The sequence below is a fragment of the Gammaproteobacteria bacterium genome (assembly GCA_027296625.1).
In the GTDB taxonomy this organism is placed as follows: domain Bacteria; phylum Pseudomonadota; class Gammaproteobacteria; order JAKEHO01; family JAKEHO01; genus JAKEHO01.
This window is the reverse complement of sequence record JAPUIX010000178.1, coordinates 1-26,194: the sequence shown is the minus strand read 5'-3', so window position 1 is coordinate 26,194 and position 26,194 is coordinate 1. Positions and strand designations below refer to the sequence as shown.

Annotated in this window: 27 protein-coding genes; 15 read left to right on the top strand and 12 right to left on the bottom strand. The window is 54.4% G+C overall.

The window, feature by feature from the left end:
* Position 1: 1 nt before the first annotated feature.
* Complete coding sequence (gene tusD, locus O6944_11170) at positions 2 to 394, bottom strand: sulfurtransferase complex subunit TusD (GenBank protein MCZ6719696.1); 393 nt, start codon at positions 392 to 394, stop codon at positions 2 to 4.
* A 174-nt stretch (positions 395 to 568) separates the two neighbouring features.
* Here tusD and O6944_11165 point away from each other — a divergent pair, with 174 nt between their 5' ends.
* Genes O6944_11165 through O6944_11155 form a run of 3 tightly spaced genes read left to right on the top strand, consistent with a single transcriptional unit; the run spans position 569 to position 3,044 of the window.
* A complete protein-coding gene (locus O6944_11165) occupies positions 569 to 1,096 on the top strand; it encodes a hypothetical protein (protein ID MCZ6719695.1) in 528 nt (175 codons plus the stop codon).
* Positions 1,097 to 1,098: 2 nt separating this feature from the next.
* Positions 1,099 to 2,466, top strand: coding sequence for a UDP-N-acetylmuramate:L-alanyl-gamma-D-glutamyl-meso-diaminopimelate ligase (gene mpl / locus O6944_11160; protein MCZ6719694.1), 1,368 nt, complete (start codon positions 1,099 to 1,101; stop codon positions 2,464 to 2,466).
* Positions 2,463 to 3,044, top strand: a complete 582-nt coding sequence (locus O6944_11155; GenBank protein ID MCZ6719693.1) for an LON peptidase substrate-binding domain-containing protein — start codon at positions 2,463 to 2,465, stop codon at positions 3,042 to 3,044. Before mpl ends, O6944_11155 begins: the two co-directional genes overlap by 4 nt.
* Before the next feature lie 74 nt (positions 3,045 to 3,118).
* Here O6944_11155 and O6944_11150 read toward each other — a convergent pair whose 3' ends face one another.
* Entirely contained in the window at positions 3,119 to 3,994 is an 876-nt protein-coding gene (locus tag O6944_11150; GenBank protein ID MCZ6719692.1) for a fumarylacetoacetate hydrolase family protein, read from the bottom strand.
* A gap of 141 nt (positions 3,995 to 4,135) precedes the next feature.
* Here O6944_11150 and O6944_11145 point away from each other — a divergent pair, with 141 nt between their 5' ends.
* Positions 4,136 to 4,831, top strand: a complete 696-nt coding sequence (locus O6944_11145; protein MCZ6719691.1) for a class I SAM-dependent methyltransferase — start codon at positions 4,136 to 4,138, stop codon at positions 4,829 to 4,831.
* 44 nt (positions 4,832 to 4,875) lie between these two features.
* Here the strand turns inward: O6944_11145 and O6944_11140 are convergent, their stop codons facing one another.
* The gene (locus O6944_11140) at positions 4,876 to 5,604 is read right to left on the bottom strand and encodes a hypothetical protein (GenBank protein MCZ6719690.1); all 729 of its coding nucleotides are present in this window, start codon (positions 5,602 to 5,604) and stop codon (positions 4,876 to 4,878) included.
* 181 nt (positions 5,605 to 5,785) lie between these two features.
* Between O6944_11140 and O6944_11135 the strand changes: the two genes are divergently transcribed.
* The 7 genes from O6944_11135 (at position 5,786) to O6944_11105 (ending at position 14,924) form a co-directional block, all read left to right on the top strand.
* A complete protein-coding gene (locus O6944_11135; protein MCZ6719689.1) occupies positions 5,786 to 6,643 on the top strand; it encodes an SDR family NAD(P)-dependent oxidoreductase in 858 nt (285 codons plus the stop codon).
* Between the two features lie 415 nt (positions 6,644 to 7,058).
* A complete protein-coding gene (gene lptD, locus O6944_11130; protein MCZ6719688.1) occupies positions 7,059 to 9,305 on the top strand; it encodes an LPS assembly protein LptD in 2,247 nt (748 codons plus the stop codon).
* Positions 9,295 to 10,632, top strand: coding sequence for a peptidylprolyl isomerase (locus tag O6944_11125; protein ID MCZ6719687.1), 1,338 nt, complete (start codon positions 9,295 to 9,297; stop codon positions 10,630 to 10,632). Before lptD ends, O6944_11125 begins: the two co-directional genes overlap by 11 nt.
* Positions 10,625 to 11,680 carry a 4-hydroxythreonine-4-phosphate dehydrogenase PdxA gene (pdxA, locus tag O6944_11120; protein ID MCZ6719686.1) on the top strand — a complete coding sequence of 352 codons (1,056 nt, stop codon included), beginning with the start codon at positions 10,625 to 10,627 and terminating at the stop codon, positions 11,678 to 11,680. Before O6944_11125 ends, pdxA begins: the two co-directional genes overlap by 8 nt.
* Positions 11,677 to 12,471: a 16S rRNA (adenine(1518)-N(6)/adenine(1519)-N(6))-dimethyltransferase RsmA gene (gene rsmA, locus O6944_11115; GenBank protein MCZ6719685.1), complete on the top strand. Its 795-nt coding sequence runs from the start codon at positions 11,677 to 11,679 to the stop codon at positions 12,469 to 12,471. Before pdxA ends, rsmA begins: the two co-directional genes overlap by 4 nt.
* 603 nt (positions 12,472 to 13,074) lie before the next feature.
* Positions 13,075 to 13,611 carry a TRAP transporter small permease subunit gene (locus O6944_11110; GenBank protein ID MCZ6719684.1) on the top strand — a complete coding sequence of 179 codons (537 nt, stop codon included), beginning with the start codon at positions 13,075 to 13,077 and terminating at the stop codon, positions 13,609 to 13,611.
* Positions 13,611 to 14,924, top strand: a complete 1,314-nt coding sequence (locus O6944_11105) for a TRAP transporter large permease subunit (GenBank protein MCZ6719683.1) — start codon at positions 13,611 to 13,613, stop codon at positions 14,922 to 14,924. Before O6944_11110 ends, O6944_11105 begins: the two co-directional genes overlap by 1 nt.
* Positions 14,925 to 14,960: 36 nt before the next feature.
* On the opposite strand, the gene aroE is transcribed toward O6944_11105, so the two are convergent.
* The 7 genes from aroE to O6944_11070 all read right to left on the bottom strand — a co-directional run bounded on the left by aroE (position 14,961) and on the right by O6944_11070 (position 21,649).
* Positions 14,961 to 15,818 (bottom strand): shikimate dehydrogenase, encoded by an 858-nt coding sequence (aroE, locus tag O6944_11100; GenBank protein MCZ6719682.1) that lies wholly within the window; start codon positions 15,816 to 15,818, stop codon positions 14,961 to 14,963.
* A gap of 33 nt (positions 15,819 to 15,851) precedes the next feature.
* Positions 15,852 to 16,907 (bottom strand): cyclic nucleotide-binding domain-containing protein, encoded by a 1,056-nt coding sequence (locus O6944_11095; protein MCZ6719681.1) that lies wholly within the window; start codon positions 16,905 to 16,907, stop codon positions 15,852 to 15,854.
* 328 nt (positions 16,908 to 17,235) lie between these two features.
* Positions 17,236 to 18,543, bottom strand: coding sequence for an ammonium transporter (locus O6944_11090; GenBank protein ID MCZ6719680.1), 1,308 nt, complete (start codon positions 18,541 to 18,543; stop codon positions 17,236 to 17,238).
* A 26-nt stretch (positions 18,544 to 18,569) separates the two neighbouring features.
* Positions 18,570 to 18,908, bottom strand: coding sequence for a P-II family nitrogen regulator (glnK, locus tag O6944_11085; protein ID MCZ6719679.1), 339 nt, complete (start codon positions 18,906 to 18,908; stop codon positions 18,570 to 18,572).
* A gap of 210 nt (positions 18,909 to 19,118) precedes the next feature.
* Positions 19,119 to 20,357 (bottom strand): ammonium transporter, encoded by a 1,239-nt coding sequence (locus O6944_11080; GenBank protein MCZ6719678.1) that lies wholly within the window; start codon positions 20,355 to 20,357, stop codon positions 19,119 to 19,121.
* 116 nt (positions 20,358 to 20,473) lie between these two features.
* Positions 20,474 to 20,812, bottom strand: a complete 339-nt coding sequence (gene glnK, locus O6944_11075) for a P-II family nitrogen regulator (protein MCZ6719677.1) — start codon at positions 20,810 to 20,812, stop codon at positions 20,474 to 20,476.
* A 60-nt stretch (positions 20,813 to 20,872) separates the two neighbouring features.
* The gene (locus O6944_11070) at positions 20,873 to 21,649 is read right to left on the bottom strand and encodes a TorF family putative porin (GenBank protein MCZ6719676.1); all 777 of its coding nucleotides are present in this window, start codon (positions 21,647 to 21,649) and stop codon (positions 20,873 to 20,875) included.
* Between the two features lie 323 nt (positions 21,650 to 21,972).
* Here O6944_11070 and O6944_11065 point away from each other — a divergent pair, with 323 nt between their 5' ends.
* From O6944_11065 to O6944_11050, 4 genes are all read left to right on the top strand, one after another.
* Positions 21,973 to 22,269 (top strand): accessory factor UbiK family protein, encoded by a 297-nt coding sequence (locus O6944_11065; GenBank protein ID MCZ6719675.1) that lies wholly within the window; start codon positions 21,973 to 21,975, stop codon positions 22,267 to 22,269.
* Positions 22,270 to 22,443: 174 nt separating this feature from the next.
* Positions 22,444 to 23,964: a YifB family Mg chelatase-like AAA ATPase gene (locus O6944_11060; protein ID MCZ6719674.1), complete on the top strand. Its 1,521-nt coding sequence runs from the start codon at positions 22,444 to 22,446 to the stop codon at positions 23,962 to 23,964.
* A 48-nt stretch (positions 23,965 to 24,012) separates the two neighbouring features.
* Positions 24,013 to 24,396: a Co2+/Mg2+ efflux protein ApaG gene (apaG, locus tag O6944_11055; GenBank protein ID MCZ6719673.1), complete on the top strand. Its 384-nt coding sequence runs from the start codon at positions 24,013 to 24,015 to the stop codon at positions 24,394 to 24,396.
* A 16-nt stretch (positions 24,397 to 24,412) separates the two neighbouring features.
* A complete protein-coding gene (locus O6944_11050; protein ID MCZ6719672.1) occupies positions 24,413 to 25,255 on the top strand; it encodes a symmetrical bis(5'-nucleosyl)-tetraphosphatase in 843 nt (280 codons plus the stop codon).
* Here the strand turns inward: O6944_11050 and O6944_11045 are convergent.
* Both O6944_11045 and thyA read right to left on the bottom strand, forming a co-directional pair.
* The gene (locus O6944_11045; GenBank protein MCZ6719671.1) at positions 25,252 to 25,740 is read right to left on the bottom strand and encodes a dihydrofolate reductase; all 489 of its coding nucleotides are present in this window, start codon (positions 25,738 to 25,740) and stop codon (positions 25,252 to 25,254) included. The two genes, O6944_11050 and O6944_11045, sit on opposite strands and share 4 nt — an antisense overlap.
* 16 nt (positions 25,741 to 25,756) lie before the next feature.
* Positions 25,757 to 26,194 (bottom strand): thymidylate synthase (thyA, locus tag O6944_11040; protein MCZ6719670.1); only part of this gene is annotated, 438 nt, incomplete at its 5' end.

Here is a 26,194-nt window from a genome sequence, read left to right as displayed (position 1 = left end):
GTCAGTCCCCAAAAACGATGAATCGTTCCGCTACGATACCGGCATCAACAAGCTGTCCGAGTCCCGCGATCCGGAACCCCGGCGCCAGGTTTCCTGTAGCCTTAGCATTTCGCCGTGCTTCTTCTTCATCAAGGATCCCACGGCGCAGCGCCGTCGATGCACAAAGCACCAGATCAACATGGTGCTGATTAGCTAGTTCCGACCACCGCTTGATAATATTTCGGTCATCTTGTGGCGGGACACTTAGGCACGATGCGTTGTAAACGCCGTCGTGGTAGAAAACCACACGGTATATTTCGTGACCTTCCTCCAACGCAGCTTTGCCAAACTGGTACGCTGTATCAGACGCCTGATGCTGGTAAGGACCTTCATTAATGAGGATCGCGAACTTCATATGTTATATAGCAGCGAGGTTAACCGATCATAAACAACAACCTTTGGACATACGTAAGCAAGGCGGTGCGCGACAGGAAATTCACTATCGTGCGCCTTGGTCCCCGTGTAGCCCACCGGTATACGGTAGGTTATGATGTCGGCGATCAATTGGCTGCCTTGTATCTATTTCAGGATGTATACCGGAATTTTTACGCTTCTCCAGGCGTTCTTTGACATTTGCCGTCTCCGTTTAGGCCCCCAGGAGTTACCGGCATCGCCTTTTCTTTTAGCGGTCACCCTGCTGTTCTACACGGTCTGTGGCATAGGGCTGGCGCTCATTACCATACCCCCTTTCCAGGCGACCCTGTCCGGAATCACCGAGACTATACTGGTCGCCTTGCTTACCGTGGTCCTGCTCCGTGTTCGCAGCATGCCAGAACGTTGGATCCAGTCGCTGACGGCATTGGCGGGAACAGGGATCATCTTGAGCCTCATCGCCTTACCACTGTCACTCTGGCTTCATGAATTAAGAGCTGCTGAAGCCGATATCCGCGTACCTGGGTTGCTGTTATTCGCACTTGTGGTTTGGAACGTCGTGATCATGGCCCATATTCTGCGCCATGCACTCTCGACGTCGTTCGGCATCGGACTGCTACTGGCCGTTGGCTACCTTTGGATCATCGTTAGCACACTAAACGCATTGTTCCCCGTGATGGTGTAGGAATGCACATCCATATCCTTGGCATCTGCGGCAGTTTCATGGGTGGGGTTGCAATCCTTGCGAAGGCGCTCGGGCACCAGGTGAGCGGCTCAGATGCCAACGTCTACCCACCCATGAGCACGCAGCTTAAAGCACACGACATCGAGCTCATGGAAAGCTATACCGCGGCACTGCCCGATCCTGCACCGGACCTCGTGCTCGTCGGAAACGCGCTCTCGCGTGGCAATCCGGCCATAGAACACATATTGAATGAGGGGCTACCCTACACATCGGGTCCCGCGTGGCTGGCGGAAAACGTCTTGGGCGGGCGGTGGGTACTGGCCGTGGCGGGCACCCACGGCAAGACCACGACTGCTAGCGTCCTGGCTTGGTTACTGGAATCAGCAGGGATGAATCCCGGCTTTTTAGTCGGCGGGCTACCCGCTAATTTCGGCGTGTCTGCTCGGCTTGGCGGCCCCGATGTCTTCATCGTGGAGGCCGATGAGTACGACACGGCGTTCTGGGACAAGCGCTCAAAGTTCGTCCATTATCGGCCGCGGACCTTAGTCCTGACCAATATCGAGTATGATCATGCAGATATCTTCGCCGATCTTGCCGCTATCTTACGGCAATTCCACCATTTGGTCCGGACAGTGCCTGGCAACGGCCTGATCATCCTGCCCCATAACGATGAGGCCGTCACGACCATGCTGGCCATGGGCTGCTGGACCCCGCGCGAGGCCTTTGGCCGCTTCGAGAGCGACGGCGCCGACTGGCAGGCAGAGCCCCAGTGCCCGGACTTTAGTCGTTTTCGGGTGGGCCGAAACAGCACCACAATTGGAGAGGTCGAATGGCCGCTTATCGGCGAGCATAATGCCCTCAACGGCCTGGCTGCCATTGCAGCCGCGCAGCACGCCGGTATGGCCCCGGCGCAAGCGTGTGAGGCACTGAGGGGGTTCACCGGCGTGAAACGGCGTTTGGAGTGTCTCGCCGTGGTTGACGATATTCGCGTCTACGATGATTTCGCCCACCATCCGACCGCCATTCACAGCACCTTGACGGCACTCCGCCAACGCGTCGGCCATGACCGAATCATTGCGCTCTTCGAGCCCCGCTCGAACTCCATGCGCATGGGCGTCCACAAAGATGAATTGGCGGCGGCGCTGACTCAGGCCGATGCGGCGTTACTCTATCAGCCACCTGAACTCCGTTGGGAACTGAAGGAGGCAACAGCAGCGCTGGGAAACAAGCGTCATGTATTTCGCGACGTCGGCGCGATGCTTGAACATACGGTGAAATTTGCCCAACCCAGCGATCACATCCTGATCATGAGCAACGGGGCATTCGGCGGCATCCACGAGCGCCTGATCCAGGCGCTTCGTGAACGATGACCCACATCCCCCTCTTGCCATTACATACGGTCCTGTTTCCAGGCGGAACCTTGCCCCTTCGGATCTTCGAAGCACGCTATATCGACATGGTAAGTGAGTGTTTGCACACTGGCCGTGGCTTTGGTGTATGCCTCATTCGGCGAGGTAGTGAGGTAGGGGCAGCGGCTGTGAGCCACGAGGTTGGGACACTCGCAATGATCACAGATTGGGACCGGCGCCCCGACGGATTACTCGGCATCACCGCACGTGGGGAACGACGCTTTCGGATCCGGACACGGAGCGTAGCGGCAAATAACCTCATCCACGCGGGCGTCGAGTGGTTCCCAAACGAGCCCCCGGCAGAGCTGATTGACACCTATGAGCCCACGGCAACGCTTCTGCGGGACATTGTGGAACAGCTCGACCTTCCGTATCCGCCGACCTCAAAGCTCTATCGGGACGCCGTGTGGGTGGGCTACCGCTTGGCTGAACTCTTACCCGTAACGCCCCAAGAAAAACAGCTGCTTCTGGAAATGAATGACGCTGGACAGCGCCTGAAACAGCTTCAATCATTCGTAACAGCCCTTCATCTGGCCTAAGGTCGGCCAGCCAATTCCGCTGCTTGTCCCTCAATGCCACAAACGATCACTTGCGTTCGAGTGTGACCGACGCATCATAAACGTGCGGTATCGTCCGGCTCCTCAATCACTGGATTTTCGATAGCTCCTATCCTTTCTATTGTCACCCGCACAACATCACCTGCCTTGACATAACCCCGCGGGGTCATCATCACACCGACGCCGCTGCTGGTGCCAGTCGAGATGATATCCCCTGGTTCAAGCGTGAAGGCGGTGGATAAGACCTCGACCTGCTGAAAACAATTAAAAATCATATGCCGTGTATTAGTTGACTGGCGCCGCTCTTCGTTGACCCATGTCTCAATATCGAGCGCATGGGGATCACCGATTTCATCGGCTGTCACAATCCAGGGCCCCGTTGGACCATGGGTATCAAATGATTTCCCCAGCGTCCAAGTCGGCGAACGCGCTTGCCAGTCACGCACGGTGACATCGTTTACGATCAGATATCCTGCGATGACGTCACGGGCCCGTTCTCGCGGCACGTGGCGACAGCGGCGACCGATGACAAATCCCAGTTCGCCCTCGTAGTCGAGTTTCGCTGACACCCGTGGCGCGTGTATCGGATCATGCGGTCCGATAACGCATGTCGATTGTTTGTTAAAAAATGAAGGGAACTCAGGCCGTTCTAGCCCGGTCTCCTCAATATGGTCCGCATAGTTAAGCCCAATCGCAAGAAACTTCGGGGGGCGTAGGACTGGCGCCTCAAGATGTACTTCGGCAAGTGGTAGCGATGGCGCGCCACTTTGCTCAAGCGACCGCAGTACAGCCAATACTGGCTCACCGCCCTCCAGCACGTCAATCATGTTCTGCGGCAGATCGGCGTTCTCCACAGTAACATCCACGATCGCTTCATTCACCACGATCCCGACCCTTGTCACACCTTTATGTGTGAATGTTGCAAGTTTCATTGCGTCCCTTCAGCGAATCGTTTAGGTTCTGCACTATGGGCTGTCGAACAGATCTAATAACTATAACAGATGAAATGCGCCACTAATTGGGTGACCGCTACGATGCCAATCGATTCCCCTTCCAATTTGTACAATGGCGTTATGGAAGAACCGGATCCAAGACTCGAACAGGTCCATCGCCTTTTCTCCGGTACCGGCGAAACGTACGACTTCATGGTCAACTTCGCTACGTTCGGCATAGACCGGCGCTGGAAACGCCGAATCGTCGACCTCATTCCAGCAGGATGTGAACGCATATTGGACTTAGCCTGCGGAACCGGAATATCCACTTTGGAAATCGCCAGACGTTTTCCAAACTGTCATGTTGTTGGAGTCGAACTACGCGACGAGTATCTGGACATCGCACGGAAAAAGATCCAAACACTCGGTGTTGAAAATGTGGAACTCGTCCTATCTCGAGCCGAGGACTACCGAGCCGATGCGCCTTTTGACTGTGTGACCTCGTCTTACCTGGCTAAATACGCCGATCTAAAGGTTCTGACTCGTATGACAAGGAAGAATCTCAAGGACCGCGGTTTTCTACTCATGCACGATTTCACCTATCCGCCAAAGGCCTACCTGGTTTGGGTCTGGCGTCTCTATTTCGGCATGCTGCAGCACGTTGGAAGTCGCGTCTTTCCCGCATGGCGAGAGATCTATCATAGTCTCCCAAAACTCATCGAAGAGAGCCGTTGGATACCGGAACTAACCGAAGAACTTCAGCGCAACGGTTTTTACGAGATCCATGAGGAATACCTGACTGCATACGGCTCCGCAATCATTACCGCCCGAAAATAACTAGCCGCTACTGGCTTAACCGCTAAACGAGCGCACACCCACCCTTATCCGAGCCATCGCCATACCAACATGCCGGCGCCCAACAAGATAACCCCCAAGCTAATGCTCTTTAATATGGCTTCAAATACCTGGACCTGACCGTGATCAACAGTCTTTCCGTCTTCCGCCACCGTGCGCTTCATCGCCTTGTAAGGCCGTGAAGCCTTTATCTCAACGAGGCTCAACATTGCCGCCGCGCAAGCAACGAGGAGCACCGGGAATGAAATCTGATTGGTCTGTAAGACATAGCCTGCAAGAACAGGCAAGCTGCCCCATGAGAATGCAAACCAGCCATCACTGTGAAATCGCCCCTTAAACCATTCCAGATTGTAGGCCAGGAGAAAAAAGCCTTCCGGGATTGCGATCAGCCAAAGGAGTGGAGTATAGAGAATCATATAATAGGCACCGATCGCATATGCAGCTGAGACAGAGCCAATTGCGAGTATCCAGAGCGTCTTATCAGAAAAGATTCTACCCCAAGGTTTAATACCTTGACTGCCCAAGGCATCCAAAGCATGGGCGCCTATCCCTAATGCCAAGAAATAGACCACCAATATCGCGAGAACTCGATCCCAATAGATAGTTTCGGCCATCATGGACCCAATGACCGTGTAAGAAAGGACCATACCAGTGTAGGGTAAGAACAGCAGTCCAACAAAAACGCGGAACTTTATCGTACCAAAGCGAGGAACAAACCACTCGCTGCTTCGATCTTTCTTGTCTTTAGTGTTCATGCGGTATCGATACGCTCATCTCGGTGGGCTATGATCATGCGCAGCATTCCGAAACGATCGCACAGACAGCTTAGACTCTTCAAGGATATGTAAGTTATTTTAATCAGAAGCGTCAGCATATAACGAGTCGTACCTAGTACGCACGATATAGTGATGAGGCCGACAACATGGGGTACATAAGATGACACTTAACAATCCAGCCAACCGACCGATTCTTATCACCGGCTGCTCAAGTGGGATCGGTCGGTGCGTGGCAGAGGGCCTGCAAGCCCGCGGTTATGTTGTATACCCAACAGCGCGAAAATGGGAGGATGTTGAAGACCTCAAAGCCAACGGATTCGACGCACTGCAACTTGATCTCACCAACTCTTCGTCTATAAAAACGGCCGTCGAGTTGATGCTCGAGCGAACTCGGGGACGTATCTACGGTTTGTTTAATAACGGCGGTTTCGGACAGCCAGGTGCCGTAGAGGACCTATCGCGCGACGTATTGAGAGAACAATTTGAGGTGAACTTCCTAGGGACTCATGAACTTACTTGCCATGTGATTCCCGCCATGCGTGCCCAAGGTTTTGGGCGCATCATTCAAAACAGTTCGATGTTGGGATTTATAGCCCTTAAATATCGCGGGGCATATAACGCCAGTAAATATGCATTGGAAGGCTTGACGGATACCCTGCGTATGGAACTTAAAGGTACCGGCATCTTCGTGTCACTCATTGAGCCAGGACCTATCAAAAGTCGGTTTCGCGAAAATGCGTATGCAGCCTTCAAACGAAATATTGATGCAGAGAAAAGCACTCATCGCACGATTTACCAATCGATCGAAAAGCGTCTAGGCACTACAAAGCCAGATCCTTTTACCTTACCGGCCAATGCCGTGTTAAAGAAGGTGCTGCACGCGCTTGAAAGCGCTCGCCCGAAAGCACGATATTATGTAACGTTTCCCACCTACGTGTTCGCCTTGCTGCAGTGGATTTTGCCAAGCAGCATCCTAGATAGCGTGCTTATCCGCACATCGAGTCTCGAGAATCGCTGATCAACCAAGCTTTGCCGTCTTGTTGATCACACATCACGACTGGAACATGCTCGGGCACTTTCATTAGATCTTACATGACGCGGCAATCGCCGCCCCGTCAGGCGCTTAACGGGCTCAATATCAACGGCCTGCAGACGGGTGACGACGCATGTCGGTGGAAGCGCCTGCAAGGCCACACGGGTCACGTCCAAATAAGGAACCCCGCACGCCGCGCAGAACCAAGTCGCATTAAAACCGCAGCTCTCACTACTGTTTACCGCTGTTGCGGCCTTCCGGTGAGCTGCCGAAATTGTCGAGCCGACCAGATGGATCGAGCCCGCGTGTCGGAAGACACATGCCGACTCAAGGAACTCATTGAAGATGCTACCATTCTGTGCGATTTTAGAGTCCTCATACTAATAACGAGTTTCGCTCCATGGAACGGCCTTTTAAGACCCTCTTGATTGCCGCGTCATGTCTATATCCGTGCGCATCAGCACTCGTTTTAGCCGAAACAGTAGACCCGCGCTGGGCGCTCTGTGGACCGGCCACTGACATATCACCACGCCCAACCTTTGAGGCCATGGAAGGCGACGCGGAGGACGCTACCTACGTGACGGCAGACGAAGCCGAGGCCATAAAAGACGGTCCTTTGAGCTTCTGGGGCGACGTTGAAGTTACCCGCGGGCCCCGGCAACTGCGTGCTGACAAAGTTATCTACGATCAGAACGAGGAAACGGTTGACGTTGAAGGAAATATACAGTACTGGGACGAGAAATTAATACTCTCCGCCGAGCACGGGCATGTGGAACTCGATGACGATACCGGGGAGTTCGGTGGTGTTACCTATCGACTGTTAGATTGGCATGCACGGGGGCAGGCGGCTGATGCTTTCGTCGATGAAGACGAGCAATTTGCCGAATTCAAGAACGTTGATTATACCACCTGCCTGCCGGAGGACAACGATTGGCAACTCTCCGCCAAATATCTCAAGCTCGATTTCGAGTCGGAACGCGGCACTGCCAAGCATGTCATATTAAAGGTCAAAAACAAACCAGTATTCTATTTACCGTACATCAATTTTCCGATCAGCGACAGGCGCAAAACGGGTTTCCTGGCCCCGAGTTTCGGTAATACAAATAACTCAGGGATCGAGGTCAGGACGCCCTTCTACTGGAACATCTCACCAGCGATGGATGCGACGTTTGCCCCTCGGGGTATGAGTAAGCGCGGCGTGATGCTGATGGGGGAATACCGGTACCTATTAGAACGCGGTAACGGGCAGATTAATGGTGACTATTTACCGAGCGATAACGAGTTTCGAAACAAAGACAGACACCAGATCGCATTCACGCACAATCAAAGCTTTCTGGACCGTGGAAGACTCTTTCTCACCTATAATGATGTTTCGGACGATCAGTATTTTTCCGACTTTGGAAACAGCCTGAGCCTTTCCAGTGAACGCTTTCTCGAACGGAGAGGCGATGTTTCATACAGAGGCGATCGCTGGAACGTGCTTGGACGGGTGCAGAGCTTTCAGACAGTCGATCCAACCATTGCCCCCGATGACCGTCCCTATGAACGGCTTCCCCAGTTTTTGTTCAATGTGCCAACCCAAAACAGGAATAGGAAATTAAACCTCGACTTCACGGGCGAGGCCGTCAACTTCGATCGTACGCTCAGTGTGAACGGTGGGCGCTTTGATCTATACCCAAGCGTAAGTTATCCAAGGCGTACGATTTCGACCTTTCTCGAACCAAAAGTGAGTTTCCGATTCACACAGTATGCGCTTGATAGAACACAGAATTTTGATATGACACAAACGTTCACTGGTTCCCCGAACAGGGCCATCCCATATGTGAGCCTCGACAGTGGCGTGTTTTTTGAACGCGACGTGACAATGGGCGGTACGAACTTCCTGCAAACTTTAGAGCCACGCCTTTACTATTTATATGTACCCTTTGAAAATCAAAATGATCTGCCCGTGTTTGATACCGGTAATTTCACTTTCGAGTTCGACCAACTGTTCCGCCAGGATCGATTCACGGGCGCCGACCGGGTGGGGGATGCAAATCAGCTGTCATTGGCGGTCACGACGCGTTTTCTTCATGGCTCGAGCGGCGAGGAGATGACACAGTTCAGCCTTGGACAGCTATTTTTCTTTGAGGATCGTAAGGTGCAATTGCCTGGCGTAGCTCCTGAAACAGATCCTGTCTCGCCTTTCGTTGCCGACCTGAAAACAGAGTTGCCATGGGACTTGAGCGCACGCGGCGACCTGCAATGGAATCCGAACAACAGCATTTTCGAGAAGGGGGCCATCCATTTTGCGTACGATCACGATGATAGCCGAATCGTCAATGTCGCGTACCGGCTGCGCAGGTCATCGAACATAGAGCAAACGGACGTGAACGGGGTCTGGCCAGTCAGCGCGAATTGGAACTTCGTGGGGCGCTGGCTCTACTCGCTACAGGATGACCGGACGGTAGAGGTCTTTGGAGGGGTTGAATATAATACCTGTTGCTGGGGTTTCAGAGCGATAGCCCGCCGGTTCCTGGCCGATGTGAACGGCGACTTCCAAACTGGCTTCTTTATTCAGGTCGAATTAAAGGGCCTGGCTGGCCTTGGTAAAAAGACCACCACATTCCTCAAAGAGAACATCCCCGGGTATCATGATGAGTTCTAGCGCTAGCTTAGGACGCCACAATTTCCACCAATTCTTACGAGCGATTTTGATACCGTGGGTTGCCTGTACTCTCAATACTTGGGCTGGGGAACCACTTGATCACATCGTCGCTGTCGTCAATGACGATGTGATTATGCAGAGTGAGCTAGATAACAGATCACGTACAGTACAGGGACAACTTAGACAAAAAGGTACCGCGATCCCGCCACAATCGGTCTTGGAGAAACAAGTGCTGGAACGCCTCATTCTGATGAAGCTGCAGTTGCAGCTAGCACAGCAAACCGGGATCCGGGTCGATGATGAGACCTTGAACAAGGCCATTAACCAAATCGCGTCGAATAACGGCGTGTCATTGTCCCAGTTCCAGGCGATCCTTGAGCGTGATGATTACGATTACGGTGCATTCCGTGAAGACATCCGAGACGAGATCACCCTTACAAAACTCCGCCAACGCCAGATAGACAACAGGATCACAGTAACTGATCGAGAGATTGATAACTTTCTTACTACATATAAGAACCAAGGTGAAATCAACGCCGAATATCACCTTGCACATATATTGATCGCCGTGCCGGAGGCTGCATCGTCAGACCAAGTCCAAAAGAGTCAGGAAAAAGCTGAGGCTGTATTGGAACAACTAAGAGCGGATGCGGGGTTCAAGGAAACGGCCGTAGCCATGTCAGACGGGCAGCAAGCATTGGATGGTGGAGACCTGGGCTGGCGAAAAGGCGACCAGCTCCCAACGATCTTCGCTGACGTTGTACCAAAAATGAATAAGGGCGACGTAAGTGGTTTGATTCGAACCTCCAGCGGTTTCCATATTATTAAACTTCTAGACGTTCGTAGCGGCGATCAGCGTATGGTCACCCAGACCAAGGTCCGCCATATTCTGGTACGCCCCAGCGATATCACGTCCAATGAGGCTGCACGGACGCGCTTGGCGCAGCTCAAACAACGAATTGACGGGGGTGACGACTTCGCCCAGCTTGCACGTTCACATTCCGATGACACAGCTAGCGCCGTAAATGGTGGTGACTTGGGTTGGGTCAGCCCAGGGGACCTGGTACCCGAGTTCGAAGAAGAGATGCACTCCCTACAACCTGGTGAAACGAGTGAACCCGTCCGAACGCAGTTTGGCTGGCACATCATTCAGGTAAACGACCGACGCGATTACGACAGCACAGAGGAGGTGATGCGCGCCAAGGCATGGGAGGCCATCCGACAACGCAAGATTCAAGAAAACCAAGAAGCATGGTTGCGGCAGCTGCGCGACGAGGCGTATGTAGAGTACCGGCTGGATCCAGTGGAGCCGGAAGCGGATGAGTGATTCACTATCCTATCCACGCATTGCCATCACGCCCGGAGAACCGGCTGGGGTCGGACCAGACCTCGCTATCCAGGCAGCCCAACACACGTATCCCGCCGAACTTATTGCGATCGCGGATCCCGACCTCCTGGCCCGGCGCGCCGAGATCCTCAATATACCGTTGGAACTGACTTTTTATGATGCGCGCCGTCCTCCCGTCGCGCATCAATCCGGCAAACTGCTCGTGCTACCGGTCGCCACAGCATCTTTCCCCCAGTGCGGGCAACTTGAGGCGACCAACGCCCCCTATGTCATCGAAACGTTAAAAAAGGCGTGTAGAGGCTGCCTTGACGGATGGTTCGACGCGATGGTTACTGCACCGGTCCATAAAGGGATCATCAACGATGCGGGGATCCCGTTTACGGGGCACACTGAATTTCTTGCAAAGGAGACCGACATAGAAGTGCCTGTCATGATGCTTTGCGCAAGCGCGCTGCGCGTCGCCTTGGCTACGACCCACATGCCACTGGCAGAGGTCAGCGCGGCGATCACCAAGGATCGGCTGCAAGCCGTATTGCGCGTGCTTTGGCACGAACTCCATCATCGGTTTGCCATAGCCAATCCGTGCATCCTCGTATGCGGACTCAACCCGCATGCGGGAGAAGGTGGGCATTTGGGTCATGAGGAGATCAATGTCATCGTCCCTGTGCTGGAGAAGCTACGCATTGAAGGAATGTTGCTCATCGGTCCTGTTCCAGCCGACACAGCATTCACTCCCGAGCGACTTGAGGGAGCCGATGCTGTGCTGACTATGTATCACGATCAAGGCCTCCCAGTACTTAAGCACCAAGGTTTTGGTGAGGCTGTCAATATCACGCTGGGGCTCCCGATTATTCGCACGTCAGTTGACCACGGGGTCGCATTGGAACTCGCAGGCACGGGTCGAGCGCAGGCCAGCAGTCTGCTGGCGGCCATTAAGATGGCCTTGCAGCTGGCCAGAAGGAAAGGCACGCAACGCGTTCGAGGCTCCCACTACGAAAGCGTCAGTGCCTCAGCAGGCTCCACGTGACGAAGGCCCTAAAGAGCCACCATCGCCGGCGCAAGCGACTTGGTCAACATTTCCTGCACGATCCAAATATCATTGATCGGATAATCCGCGCCATCGCCCCGCAACCAGGTCAGCGAGTGGTTGAAATCGGGCCGGGTCACGGAGCACTGACCGTACCACTCATTAAGCATCTTGGGGCACTGGATGTGATAGAAGTCGATCGCGACCTAGCCTCGAGCTTAGACACGCATTGTCTAGAACTTGGCGCGCTACGCATACATGCCGTCGACGCGCTGAATTTCGATATCTGTAGTCTTGCGAAGGATAGTGAGTGCTTACGGGTGGTTGGCAATCTCCCCTATCACATCTCCACGCCGCTCTTATTCCATTTACTTAGGCACAGCGCTTGCATTAGCGACATGGTGTTGATGTTCCAAAAGGAGGTTGTGGACCGCCTTGCCGCGGAGCCAGGCTCGCCGGCCTATGGCCGGCTGTCCGTCATGGCGCAATATCATTGTTCTGTTGAACCGTATTTCACTGTCGGGCCAGGGGCATTCTCACCGCCGCCAAAGGTCGACTCCGCCATCGTCCGCCTTGTGCCACACAAAGAGCCGCCTGTTAAGATCTACGATGAAGCCCAGTTTAGCAATCTGGTAAGACAAGCCTTCGCCCACCGGCGAAAGACGCTGCGCAATTCGCTCAAAGCGTTACTTAGTGAAACGCAGATCCGCGAGGCGGGAGTCGACCCGGGCGTGCGCGCCGATACGCTCTCCCTCGATAGCTTTGCGGAGCTCGCAAACGCCGTAAAGTAAGATGGTAAGCCAATCAATCATTAAGGTGGCAGCTCGCCATGGATGGGTACGTTCAGGGGACTTCAGTATAATCCCCAACGGAGGGGGGACGCTCGGACGTCTCATGAGAATACACCAATACGAACAGTGTGCGTGTGGGGTCACGGGGCACATCAATCACAGCGTATGGTTATTTCCCGGTTTACATCCCCAAGATATGGGTGTCCGATAAGACGTAGGACGTTACCCACATTTACTGTGGATAAGTTTGTGCATTGTTTGAGACCAAAGCGCCAAAAGCCTTGCCAACGCACGCTTCTGAACAAAACGGCGAGAAATTGAACAATCTGATTTTCATTCGTAATTTCAATGGCTTATAAACTGTGACCGGGTACCGGTCTAGACTTTGTCTAACAGCACGCCCCCTCCAAGCCGCAACCCGAAGCCTGTGCATAAATTTTTCACCCCGAGCCCCAAGATGCCCGTGCGCCATGAGCCAGCGGACGCCACGCCCGCGGGCACCACGAAGCATGGACCTACGCGGCGCCCATCTCAGGGGGACGTCCCATTGCCCAACTCGGGCACAGAATCGTAGGGGGCCCCTCAGACGTTGACGGCATGTCGATGAAAGACCCATCCCCACTGCGCCGCGTGCTCTCCTGCACCGTCGCTGCCATTGACGCCACCAGCGAGCTGACCGGGCGGGCATGCGCTTGGCTCGTCATCGCCATGGTGCTGCTCATCAGCTTTGATGTCGCTATGCGGTATTTGTTTCATAGTGGATCGGTTGCGCTACAGGAACTCGAATGGCACCTGTTTGCGCTCATCTTTCTGATCGCAGCCGCGTATACCTTTAAACACGATGCACACGTGCGTCTGGATCTCTTCTATCAAAGCAAATGGATGAATGAGCGCCGACGGGCGTGGGTTAACCTGATCGGCGGGCTCGTAATCCTCGCACCCTTCGCTCTTTTGGTCATCGTGAGTTCCTGGCCGTTTGTGCACCAATCGTTGATTTATGCGGAAGGCTCGCCCGATCCGGGTGGCCTGCCGTACCGTTGGTTACTGAAAGCCGCGATTCCCGTCGGCTTTGTACTGCTCCTTATCCAAGGTCTGGCTGACATCCTCCGCAACCTCTTGAAGCTCACGGATCGACCCTGATGGAAATCTGGGCATTCGTGATGTTCTTCGCCCTCATGGCGGCGTTGATGTTTGGCTACCCGGTCGCCTTCACGCTTGGCTCAGTAGCGCTCATCTTCGGCGGGATCTTTCTAGGCCTCGATTTCTTCAATCTATTGCCCTTACGCATCTGGGGCGTAATGACTAATTTCACACTACTTGCGGTACCGTTATTCGTGTTTATGGGCGTTGTCTTGGAAAAGACTGGCCTGTCGGAAGACCTTCTGGAAACCATGGGGTTGCTGCTAGGACGAGTGCACGGAGGGTTAGCCTTATCGGTTGTGGTCGTCGGCGCACTCATGGCGGCAACCACTGGCGTCGTGGGTGCCACGGTGGTCACCATGGGAATCATTGCGCTCCCAGCCATGTTAAAGCATGGATATTCGTCTCCCCTTGCGACAGGGACCATCGCCGCATCAGGGACACTGGGCCAGATCATTCCCCCAAGCGTGGTCCTCATCATCCTAGGAGATGTCATTGGCGTGCCGGTTGGCCGATTGTTCATCGCTGCAGTGGTCCCTGGCTTGCTGCTTGTTCTGCTTTTCTTGATTGCCATCGCCGTCTTCTGCTGGCGCTGGCCAGGCGCTGCTCCGGCGCTTAGAACGACCGACTCTCGAGGACTGGTCACGCGTATGCTAAAAAGTCTCCTACCACCACTTGCATTGGTCGTTGCAGTACTTGGCTCGATTTTCTTCGGTATCGCGTCACCAACGGAGTCGGCCGCAGTAGGCGCGCTAGGGGCGCTACTGCTCGCTGCGCTGCACAGGCGTCTGAATCTTTCTGCCCTGCAAGACGCCATGCGCCAGACAACGCGTCTGACAAGCATGGTTTTCCTTATCCTGATCGGCGCGACCGCATTCGGGTTGGTATTTCGGGGGATGGGCGGTGATCATTTAGTAAACGACATCATGACCCAATTGCCCGGTGGAACCTGGGGATTTGTGCTGGTGAGCATGGTTTTGATCTTCATTCTTGGTTTTTTTCTCGACTTTCTCGAAATTACGTTTATTGTTGTTCCAATTTTAGGGCCAATCGCCGCTGTCTTAGGCATTGACCTCCTGTGGTTCACTATCCTGATTGCCGTCAACCTTCAAACATCTTTCCTTACCCCACCCTTCGGTTTCTCTCTGTTTTACCTGAAAGCAGTGTCACCGCCAGAGGTGAAGATCCAACACATCTACCGCGGAATTCTGCCTTTCGTTACATTACAGCTTGTCTGCCTCCTGCTCCTCGCAGCATTCCCCGGGATAGCCGTTTGGCTTCCGAACCTGATGGACAGACTTCAGGGATTTTAGTACACACTAAACCGCAAGCGATCACGCCGGTGCGTTTCATTTAGGCGAGTTGTTGCGCCGAATTGCCTCGATGACAGGACCTGTATCGGGTCGAATGCCACGCCAAAGTTGAAACGAATCCGCGGCCTGCTCCACCAACATACCCAGGCCGTCCAACGCCTTCTCAGCACCGTGCGCATCCGCCCAGCGAACAAATACTGTTGGCTCATCCGCGTACATCATATCGTAGCACCAGCCCCCAGGTATCAGGATGTCATCAGGAAGCGGCGGTACCTTACCCTCTAGACTCAATGACGTCCCATTAATTATGAGGTTAAATCGCTCGCTATTGAGCGCATCATATCCGCACGCATGAAGCTCACCGAGATCAGCAAAGAGACTGATCAATTCCTCTGCCTTGCGGACGGTCCGATTGGCCAGTACGAGCCTTACGGGTCCTTCAGCAAGTACCGGTTCCAGAATGCCCCGCACCGCGCCTCCGGCGCCCAAAACTAAAACATCACGGCCTTTGATGCAGCCGCCGTGATTGATCAGAATATCCTTGACCAGCCCTGCACCATCCGTATTGTCCCCATAACATTCGCCGCGCTCATCAAACCATAGCGTGTTAACAGCACAGGCGCGATTGGCATGCTGACTTCGGTGCTGGGCTAAAGACCACGCTTCCTGTTTAAAAGGCAGCGTTACATTAAGCCCCTTTCCGCCTGCCCTTTGAAACGTATCTAGCGCGCTCGGAAACCGTCCACGTTCAACAAAGATCGCCTGATAGACGATTGACTCGCCTGTCTGCTTGGCAAATGCTGCATGAATGAGAGGGGATTTACTGTGCGCAACGGGATTACCCATTACACAGTAGTTATCGTAATGAAGATCTAGAACGAAACTTTCCGACACGATGGCCGCAGTGATTCTCGTTACTCAGGAGCTTTACTGGTCAGAGCGAGCAACCAAACCTCCCTTGAGGACATAGGCCTGCAAACCTCGTTGGTTGAGCAGGAATGCAGCAGCAGAACTCCGGCGCCCCGTGTCACAGTAAACAATATATTTCCGGCTCGAATCTAAACCACCAGCTTTCAGCCGAAGCATGAACAGCGGTAGATTCATACTGCCTTCGATCGCCGAATTCTTATGCTCGCTTTCTAACCGCACGTCTAACCACGCCGCCCCATCTTTAATCATGGCGTCCGCTTCGGATTTTATAACCCAGTTCAATACCGGTTCCTTCAAAAGCTCATTGAAATCATCCTTGGAAAGCCGCATCAAGAAGCCGTCCGTTACCATGATCACGTTGGCATTCCGTTTGTCTTCTGAGAGCAACGCCTCCTCACCGAAGGCATCACCTTCAGATAATTGCGCCAGAGTTAGCTGTGCACCCGTCTTGGACGTGCGCGTGACCTTGCACTTGCCTGACTTGATGATGTAGTAGTAATCCCCTTCGTCGTTTTGTTTGATGATCATCTCGCCAGCCCGTGCGGGCACCTCCTGCATGCGCATGAACATGGCATGAATGTTAGCGGGAGGAACTTGCAAAAAAGCCTTCGATTGCAGGATGCGCGTCATCCAATCTCCATCGTCAGACGCTTCTTTATTTTCCCGTTGTAATTCATCTACCTCAATGCCGGCCATTTGGTCCCATGTCAACAAGATATCGAGCAGACTGCTATAAAATCGCGTGATCTTGCAGGGGGTCTTTGCCGTTGCTGTCCGTTGGCGGGGTTGCTGATTGGCGAGGGGGTGCTTGGCGATATCGGTACCGGATCGGATAACAGTTTCTTGACCCTTATTGGAAAATAGATTTACTTCGCCTTCCAGCAGGTAGACCACCTTACCGTCCTTCTCCCCCTGTTTAAATATTGTGTTACCCGGCGCGATTTCTTCAACCACGGCCTTACCCGCGAGCTCCTGAAAATTTTCCGGATTCAGCGCGCTCGGTGGTACCAGGGTTTTGAGTAACGCCTTATCAACTAGTTTTTGATTAGTCATAAAGTCCCTCGACAAGACTCACTATCAAAAGCCAACAACTTGCCGGCGGGTCATTCTATGCACTCCCCCCACATATTAACAGAGCCCCACGGCGCTACGCGTCGAATAACCCCGAGACGCCAGTCTTTATCCTGCCCTATCGGAAAACCGTGAGACATTCAGAAGACGGATGCCTTAGCGCTTCATCGACAAGCTTCGGAAAAGCCATGACCCGCCTCAGAATGACCTGCCGAAAAGCTGGAGGTCACGCCTACTGACAACAAGTAGTTACGAATTAAGCAAAAAGCGGGCGTTTATGCGCCCGCTTTTTGCCAGGTAGTCATACATTTTATAGATTGTAGCCGCGCTCGTCGTGCAGCACGAGATCGAGGCCTTCTGTCTCTTCGTCTTCCGTAACCCGCAGCCCAATGGTCGCGTCGATGATCTTTAAAATGATGTAACTCAGCACGCCGCACCAAATTAAGGTGGCCAACACGCCAACCAGCTGCGTCACAAACTGACCACCGATCCCAACGTCTTCCGCAAGACCCAAGCCGCCGAAGGCCCCAGCCGCAAATACGGCTGTCAACAATAACCCTAACGCGCCACCTACCCCGTGGACGGGAAAGACATCCAGCGAATCATCGATCTTGAGGGACCGTTTGATGAATTGCGTGGCAAAGTAACAAACTACACCCGCGGCGATGCCGATAATCAACGCACCCACGGGACCGACATAACCGGAGGCCGGCGTAATCGTAGCCAGCCCCGCCACCATTCCCGTGACGAGGCCAAGGACACTCGGCTTACCGTGCCTGATCCACTCACACGTCATCCATGACAGAGCCCCGGCCGCCGCAGCGGTGTGCGTCGCAACCATGGCCATCCCGGCGTTGCCGTCCGCGGCCAGGGCGCTGCCGGCGTTAAATCCAAACCAGCCGACCCAAAGCATGGCGGCACCGGCCACGGTTAGTGTCATGTTGTGCGGCGGCATTGCCGTATCGGGGAACCCCTTACGATTGCGCAACACCACGGCCGCCACGATGGCCGCCACGCCGCAGTTGATGTGCACGACGCTGCCGCCCGCAAAGTCCATGAACCCCAGCTCACCAAGCCAGCCGCCACCCCACACCCAGTGACAGACCGGCGCGTAGACCAGAATCATCCAGGCCGCGGTAAACCATAGCACCGCAGAGAATTTAATGCGCTCCGCGTAGCCGCCAATAACGAGCACGGGTGTAATGATGGCAAATGTCATCTGGAACATGAAAAACACGGTTTCTGGAATATCTCCGCTTAAACCATCCACCCCGACCCCGTCCAAAAGGACCTTGCCGGAACCAATCACCCTGTTCGCTGCGCCACCATCGCCAAACGCCAAGCCGTAGATAAACAGCAACCACAGGACGGACACCAGGCAGGTGATGGCAAAAGTCTGCATGAGCACAGAAAGCACATTCTTCCTGCGCACCATGCCACAATAAAACAGCGCCAGACCGGGGAGGGTCATTAACAGCACCAGTGCAGTGGACGTCAATAACCAGGCCGTATTACCCTCATTGAGCTCGCCATCGCCTTGGGCAAGAGCGAGCAACGGTAGCACTGATATGAGCGTACCGGTAACGAATACGATAATGCACTTGCAAAAAGCAGTCATAATTTCTCTCCTCCCCCTATTACGATTTACAGCGCGTCGGAGCCAGTTTCACCTGTACGGATGCGGATCACTTGTTCCAAATCGTAAACGAAGATCTTCCCATCCCCAATCTTGCCGGTATTTGCTGTTTTGCTGATGGCATCGAGCACCGCCTCCAGTATTTCATCACTAACTGCCAATTCGATCTTGACCTTTGGAAGAAAGTCGACGACATATTCTGCGCCACGGTAGAGTTCCGTGTGCCCTTTCTGCCGGCCGAAACCTTTGACTTCGGTGACGGTAAGTCCTTGGACCCCAACCTCCGACAAGGCGTCCCGGACATCGTCCAGTTTGAAGGGCTTTATAATCGTGGTGACTAATTTCATACGCAAATCCTCCTCACTATGGTAAGGGTCTGGCGACAGCCATAGATCAAATCATTACCCCCCCACGCTCACACTATATCGTAATCCGGCGCTCCTGAAACTACCCCATCCACGGGGATTTCGGACGCCCAAGCTTTGAGCCCCGCCGGCGGCGGCCATAAAAAACGGGCGCCGAAGCGCCCGTAGAACTTACGCAGAGGAGTGATTGCGCTACAAGTTGTAGCCGGCTTCGTCGTGCAGGATCAGATCGAGCCCCTCGGTTTCTTCATCTTGGGTGACCCGCAGACCCACCATCCCGTCGACAACCTTGAGAATGATAATGCTCGCTATAAAGCAATAGATGATCGTCGCCGCGACACCAACAAATTGCTTGCCAACCTGGGCGCCCATGCTGACGCCCTCCGCAAGGCCCGCGCCGCCCAATGCCGCATCGACAAAAACGCCTGTCAGGATAGCGCCGATGGTCCCGCCCACGGCGTGCACGCCGAAGACGTCCAGTGCATCGTCGTAACCCAAGGCCTTCTTGACTCGCACGGAGGCGACGTAACATCCAACGCCAGCGGTAACACCGATCACCAGCGCACCCATGGGCCCAACGAAGCCCGATGCGGGTGTGATGGCAACCAAGCCGGCCACTGCGCCGGAGGCAATACCCAAGGCACTGGGCTTCCCATGGGCCCACCACTCGGTAAACATCCACGTCAGTGCCGCCGTCGCAGTTGCGATCTGCGTCACAGCCATGGCCATTCCGGCAACACCGTCCGCGGCGAGCTGACTGCCGGCGTTGAAGCCGAACCAGCCCACCCACAACATGGACGCCCCGACGATCGTCAGGACCATACTATGGGGCGGCATGGCAGTGTGCCCATACCCTTTGCGCTTGCCGAGGACCAGCGCGGCCGCGAGACCCGCGATCCCGGCATTGATATGCACAACAGTGCCGCCAGCGAAATCCAAAACGCCCAAATTGCCGAGCCAACCGCCACCCCACACCCAGTGACAGATGGGCGCATACACCAAGGTGACCCAGAGGCCCATGAACCAGAGCAGGGCCGAGAACTTCATGCGCTCGGCAAACGCCCCGACGATCAAGGCTGGGGTGATAATGGCAAAGGTGAGCTGGAAGATGACGAACACGGTCTCCGGAATGGTACCGCTGAGGGTATCCACCCCGACCCCCTTCATGAAAGCCTTGCCGAGATTGCCTATGACGCTCCCTACGTCGTCCCCAAAGGCCAGACTGTAGGCGTACAGGACCCACAGCACGGTGACAAGACAGGCGATGGCAAAGCACTGCATCATGACGGACAGCGCATTCTTGCTGCGAACCATCCCAGCGTAAAACAGCGCAAGGCCCGGTATGGTCATGAATAACACCAAGGCCGTTGACGTGAGCATCCACGCGGTATCTCCAGAATTCAGCACGTCCTCAACTACCTCTTCAGCCATAACCAGCTCAGGCAGTAGATATACAAAGGCGGCAAGCAGGCCGCTTACAATATTTCTTTTCTTGCCCAATAGACTTTTAAAGCGTGTCATTTCATTCTCTCCTCAAAGCGCCCAGGTCATAGTGCTTCCGGTCCGGTCTCACCGGTACGGATGCGAACGACTTGTTGAAGGTCATACACAAAGATCTTTCCATCCCCGATCTTTCCGGTATTGGCGGCCTTGGTGATGCCATCAATCACCTGGTCGAGCTGATCGTCTGCGACGGCCACCTCGATCTTGGCCTTGGGCAGAAAGTCGACGACATACTCCGCACCACGGTAAAGCTCCGTGTGCCCCTTCTGACGGCCGAACCCTTTGACCTCACTGACAGTAAGACCCTGGACACCGGCCTCCGACAACGCATCGCGAACATCGTCCAGTTTGAAGGGTTTGATTATCGCTGTGACTAATTTCATCCGTTTTATCCCTCCCGAGGTTGGGCGCGGCCCCATCAACGAGCGGGGCCGAATTGTTAATCAAATACTCCCAGAGACCATGAAAACGATCCTGCCATCACAGATGCTGCCGCCGCCAAAGCACTCGGTGCTACTTAAGTCCGTATCGATGTACTTCAGCTCTAAGGTCATGAAACTGAGCTTTTCCCAAAAGTGCCCAGGGCTTTGCGATATCCCGACGCTCCATGTGTTGTAATCGGGCGTACCAAATGTCAGATTTTTCTGAATCCACTGCCGAGCAAGCTGAAAGCTGAGACCGAAGCCCGCTGGCAGGGCCGATGTCGCTAGCTCGCCGTAGAGCCAGGTGGCATCACCAGCCGCCCCGTAGTAGTCCGGGCTGTAGTTGAGGCCTGCCTTGGCGTCGACGGGCCCAAAGGCGTAGCCGAGAGAACCATACGCTTCGCCGTAATCGAAGCTGAGGGTACCTGGGCTGCTGGGATAGAAGTAGTAGAGGCCGCCGACATCCCAGTCAGCGCCCATGATTTGACCATTAAAGCCGCCGTAGAAGTCGATCTCGATGGTCGCTTCGTTCACCGGTATCAGTGCAGCCGCGTTTTCATTGAATTCCACATTGGAGGCCCACACCCCGGCATAAAATGCGGCCGGCTCGGAAAAATCGAAGCCATAGTCAAAGCCGCCCTGAATGGCGGGATCTTCATTGGTCTGGGAAATGCCTCGGAAGACATAGTCCGTTACGATGGCGACGTTTGCGCTAACGCTATGGGGTGAGTCCTCCGCATGAGCGAGCCCCACACCCGCGGTGAGGACCGCAACGAGAAATGTATTTAAGGTTTTCATCTGTATACTCCTCTTCACGTGCTTCTTAAAAACATCGAAGCCATTAAACTGTGCGTCAGCAATCGGTGAGCACAATCCGTGCCAAGCAGCGAACTTTCAGTATGTAATTGATTTACGGACCACCTTGACGCAATCCCTGAACGGATCTATCAGCCATCGTGCGAGAGCACGCACCTTCGTTGCGCACAAGTGGTCCGGGGTGCACCGTTTTAGTGCAGGGCAACTCGCTTGCTTTAGGCCAAGCATGGCGATAACTTGTCGAAATATTGACAGCGGCGGTTAGCGCCGCGGGCCTAAGCATTTGCGCGAGTGAAGCCCACAACATGTCCAATACTTGGCGGCTTGACGAAATCACGAAGTCCATCATCGAAGCCTTGCCGGCAGACACCCGGCAAATCACGCGCGACTTAAAGAAGAATCTCCGCGCTGCACTCAGCGCGTCTCTTGCCCGCCTCGATCTGGTCACGCGAGAGGAATTTGATGTGCAGGCGGCCCTTCTGGCACGGACCCGGGAACGCCTTGAGGAAATGGAGCGGCGTGTTGGGGAGCTTAAAGAGGCAAAGGGGAAAGGGAGCAATAGAGCCAGCTCAAAGTCGAAAGGCCGCAACAAGAAGCGCTAAAGCTCTAAAAAGGGGATCCGCAAAGCCCCTCTGCGTGTGCGATCATCGACATGCGTAACGTACAACGACGGGGCTGCGAGTCAGTATTATCGTATTCGTGAGCCGACAATTCGCTTAAGCGCAAAGCGATGCGAGGACGAAAACAAAAAGCCCTAGCGGCAACAAAAGCAGTCCATGTCCCTAGCCATCATCTACAGCCGGGCTCAAGTGGGGATCCATGCCCCGCTTGTAACCGTTGAGGTTCACCTTTCGAGCGGGCTCCCGGGTCTCTCCATCGTAGGCCTACCCGAGGCTGCGGTTAAGGAAAGCAAGGACCGCGTACGCAGCGCTTTGATCAATAACCGGTTCGATTTTCCATTACGACGCATTACCATCAATCTCGCGCCGGCAGATCTTCCTAAGGAAGGCGGTCGTTTTGATCTGCCCATTGCCCTCGGCATCCTTGCTGCGTCCGGCCAGATCCCAGTAACACCCCTCGCCAATTACGAATTCGTCGGTGAACTGGCACTGACTGGCGAGTTGCGTCTTATTCGCGGGGTATTACCGGTGGCACTGGCTGCGCGCGGCGCACGACGCAGCCTCATTGTTCCAGAAGAAAATGCCGACGAAGCAGCGCTGGTTGCGGGCGCAACCGTATTGCCGAGCAAGCACCTCCTTGAGGTCTGCGCCCATCTGAGCAATCACACTGAAATCCCCGCGCACACGAGTACGTTCAAGGTCCCGCAACCTCACAATACCGACGACCTGTCAGATGTGCGGGCTCAGCACCACGCGAAACGCGCGCTTGAGATCGCCGCGGCCGGGGGGCACAACCTTTTGATGATCGGGCCGCCTGGGACCGGCAAGACAATGCTAGCCAGTCGCCTATCTGGGATCTTGCCACCCATGACCGAAGACCAAGCATTGAGCGCCGCCGCAGTGGCCTCTGTCAGTACGCTCGGCTTCAACATGGCGCAGTGGAAACAACGCCCCTTTCGTTCACCCCACCATACGGCATCCGGGGTGGCGCTGGTCGGCGGCGGCAGCCATCCGGGCCCTGGAGAGATCTCCCTGGCCCATAACGGTGTACTGTTTCTAGATGAGCTCCCGGAATTTGATCGACGCGTCTTGGAAGTGCTCCGGCAGCCGATGGAGTCTGGGCACATCACCATATCCCGCGCCGCCCATCAGGCGGACTTCCCAGCGCGCTTCCAGCTGATTGCTTCCATGAATCCTTGCCCTTGCGGCTACCTTGGCGATCGCAGCGGCCGGTGCCACTGTACTATTGACCAAGTGCAACGGTACCGGAGCAGGATATCGGGGCCGCTGCTTGACCGCATCGATATGCACATCGAGGTCCCCAGCGTAGCACGTGAGGTTTTATTGGATCAAAACAGGTCAAGGAGCGACACCAGTCGCGCAGTACAAGCACGTGTGCAATCGGCTTATCAGCGCCAGCTCGATCGCGCTGGTAAGTCGAACGGGCAACTCAACAATCGTGAAGTTGAGCGATTCTGTCGCTTGAGCAAGTCTGATTTAAACTTGCTGGAATCCGCCATCGAGCGGTTAGGCCTCTCGGCACGCGCCATGCACCGGATCCTGAAAGTTGCTCGAACCGTCGCGGACCTTTCCGGCAACGATACTATTGAAACACCTCATCTTAGCGAAGCGATTTCATATCGGCGCCTGGAACGGTTGGAGTTGCAGACTGCATAGTTCCACTGCTGCTTGCGCGCTTCATGCGATTCAGGTGAAATGAACGCCATGGCAGAACAACCGGTATATAAGATTTCCGTCGAGGTGGAAAGCGCCTACGTTGAAGACCAGTCTGTACCGGAGCTTAACCGTTATGTATTCGCATACACGATTACCATAAAAAATATGGGCAACATCCCCGCCAAGTTGTTAACGCGCCACTGGATCATTACCGATGCAAACGAGAAGGTCCAAGAGGTTCGCGGTGAAGGAGTAGTTGGCGAGCAGCCCTATTTGCGACCGAGTGAGGCTTACCGTTATACAAGTGCAGCCATGTTAGAAACGCCGGTCGGTTGCATGCAAGGAACGTATCAAATGCTTGCCGATGATGGTGTGGAATTTGACGCAGAGATCCCCGCCTTCAGCCTATCGACTCCAACGTCACTTCACTAGCGCTTCTTAGCATACGATGGCAACCTACGCCGTTGGCGATATACAAGGTTGTTACAGCGAATTTCTGACGCTCCTTGATCGCATCCAATTTGCTCCGGCGACTGACCGGCTCTGGCTTACCGGCGATCTCGTTAACCGCGGGCCACAATCGCTGGAGGTGTTACGATTTGTCAAAGATCTTGGAGAAAGCGCCACCACCGTACTGGGAAACCATGATCTTCACCTATTGTCTGTTGCACACGCACATAATAACAAGGTCCGTTCTAACCCGACGCTCGACGGTGTCTTAGCCGCGCCCGACTCACAAGCGCTGCTCGATTGGCTCCGGCACCTGCCGCTCATCCATCACGATGCATTACTCGGTTTCACACTCATCCATGCAGGGCTACCACCCCAATGGGATCTCACCTTAGCTCGGCAATGTGCGGTGGAAGTTACATCCGCATTGAGGGGCGCAGACTACCCAGTCTATTTGGATAATATGTACGGGAATCAGCCCGATTGCTGGTCAGAGGAGCTAAGCGGCTGGGACAGGCTGCGGTTTATCACTAACTGCTTCACCCGTTTGCGCTTTTGCGACAAAGTTGGACGTCTGGCCCTCGAAGAGAAAGGGCCACCAGTGGATGGCACTTCCGCGCTTATTCCCTGGTTCGAGATCACCGGACGTCGCAGCCAGGACCTGCAGATCATCTTCGGACACTGGTCCACCTTGCACTTGGCTGACAAGCATTATGAGTCACAGGGAGTCCATCCGCTTGACACCGGCTGCGTATGGGGCGGGCAATTAACAGCCGTACGATTAGATGATTTGCAGTACTTCAGCGTCCCTTGCAAAGCGCGTGCACAGACTAGTGATTAGGGCCGCCGTTCCAGGATCACAAAGCTATAAGCAATAGGGTTCCTGTCATCATTAGGGAACGCCGCTCGTTGCACCTCGTGCCATTGCCCCACGTCATAGGGAGGGAATACTACGTCGCCACCAACATCGGCATGGACTTCGGTGAGATAAATACGATCAGCATGGACTAATGTTTGCGCATAAAGCTCTGCGCCCCCGATGACCATCACCTCATCCACTTGGCCCGCTTCCACAAATGCCTCTTCCAAGGAGCGGACAATGACAGATCCAGGCGCTTGAAAATCACGGTCCCGGGTGACCACGATGTTCTTCCGTCCCGGCAACGCTCGGCCGATTGCTTGATGGGTCCTGCGGCCCATCACAATCGGCTTGCCCATCGTGATTGAGCGAAAGTGTTGCAAATCCGCGGGCAGGTGCCAGGGCAGCGCGCCATTAGCACCAATCACACAATTCTCGTCCATGGCAACGACGATGGAAATGATCATCGCAACAGTATCCAATCTACACTGCGATCGGAGCCCGTATCGCCGGGTGGTATTGATAACCCACTAACTCAAAGTCGTCGTAGGAAAAATCAAACAACGAATTGACCTCACTACTTATCTGCATCTTTGGCGATGGATAGGGGACCCTCGATAATTGCAGTTCTGCCTGCTCCATATGATTCAAGTAAAGGTGGGCATCGCCAAACGTGTGCACGAACTCGCCAGGTTCGAGTCCTGTAATCTGCGCAATCATCATCGTCAATAGCGAATAGGATGCAATATTGAAGGGAACTCCCAGGAAAATATCTGCGCTTCGTTGATAGAGCTGGCATGATAGCTTCCCGTCTGCGACATAAAATTGAAAAAAAACATGACAAGGTGCGAGCGCCATTTCATCAATCTCACCCACGTTCCATGCACTGACAACTAGGCGACGCGAATCGGGGTTTTCCCT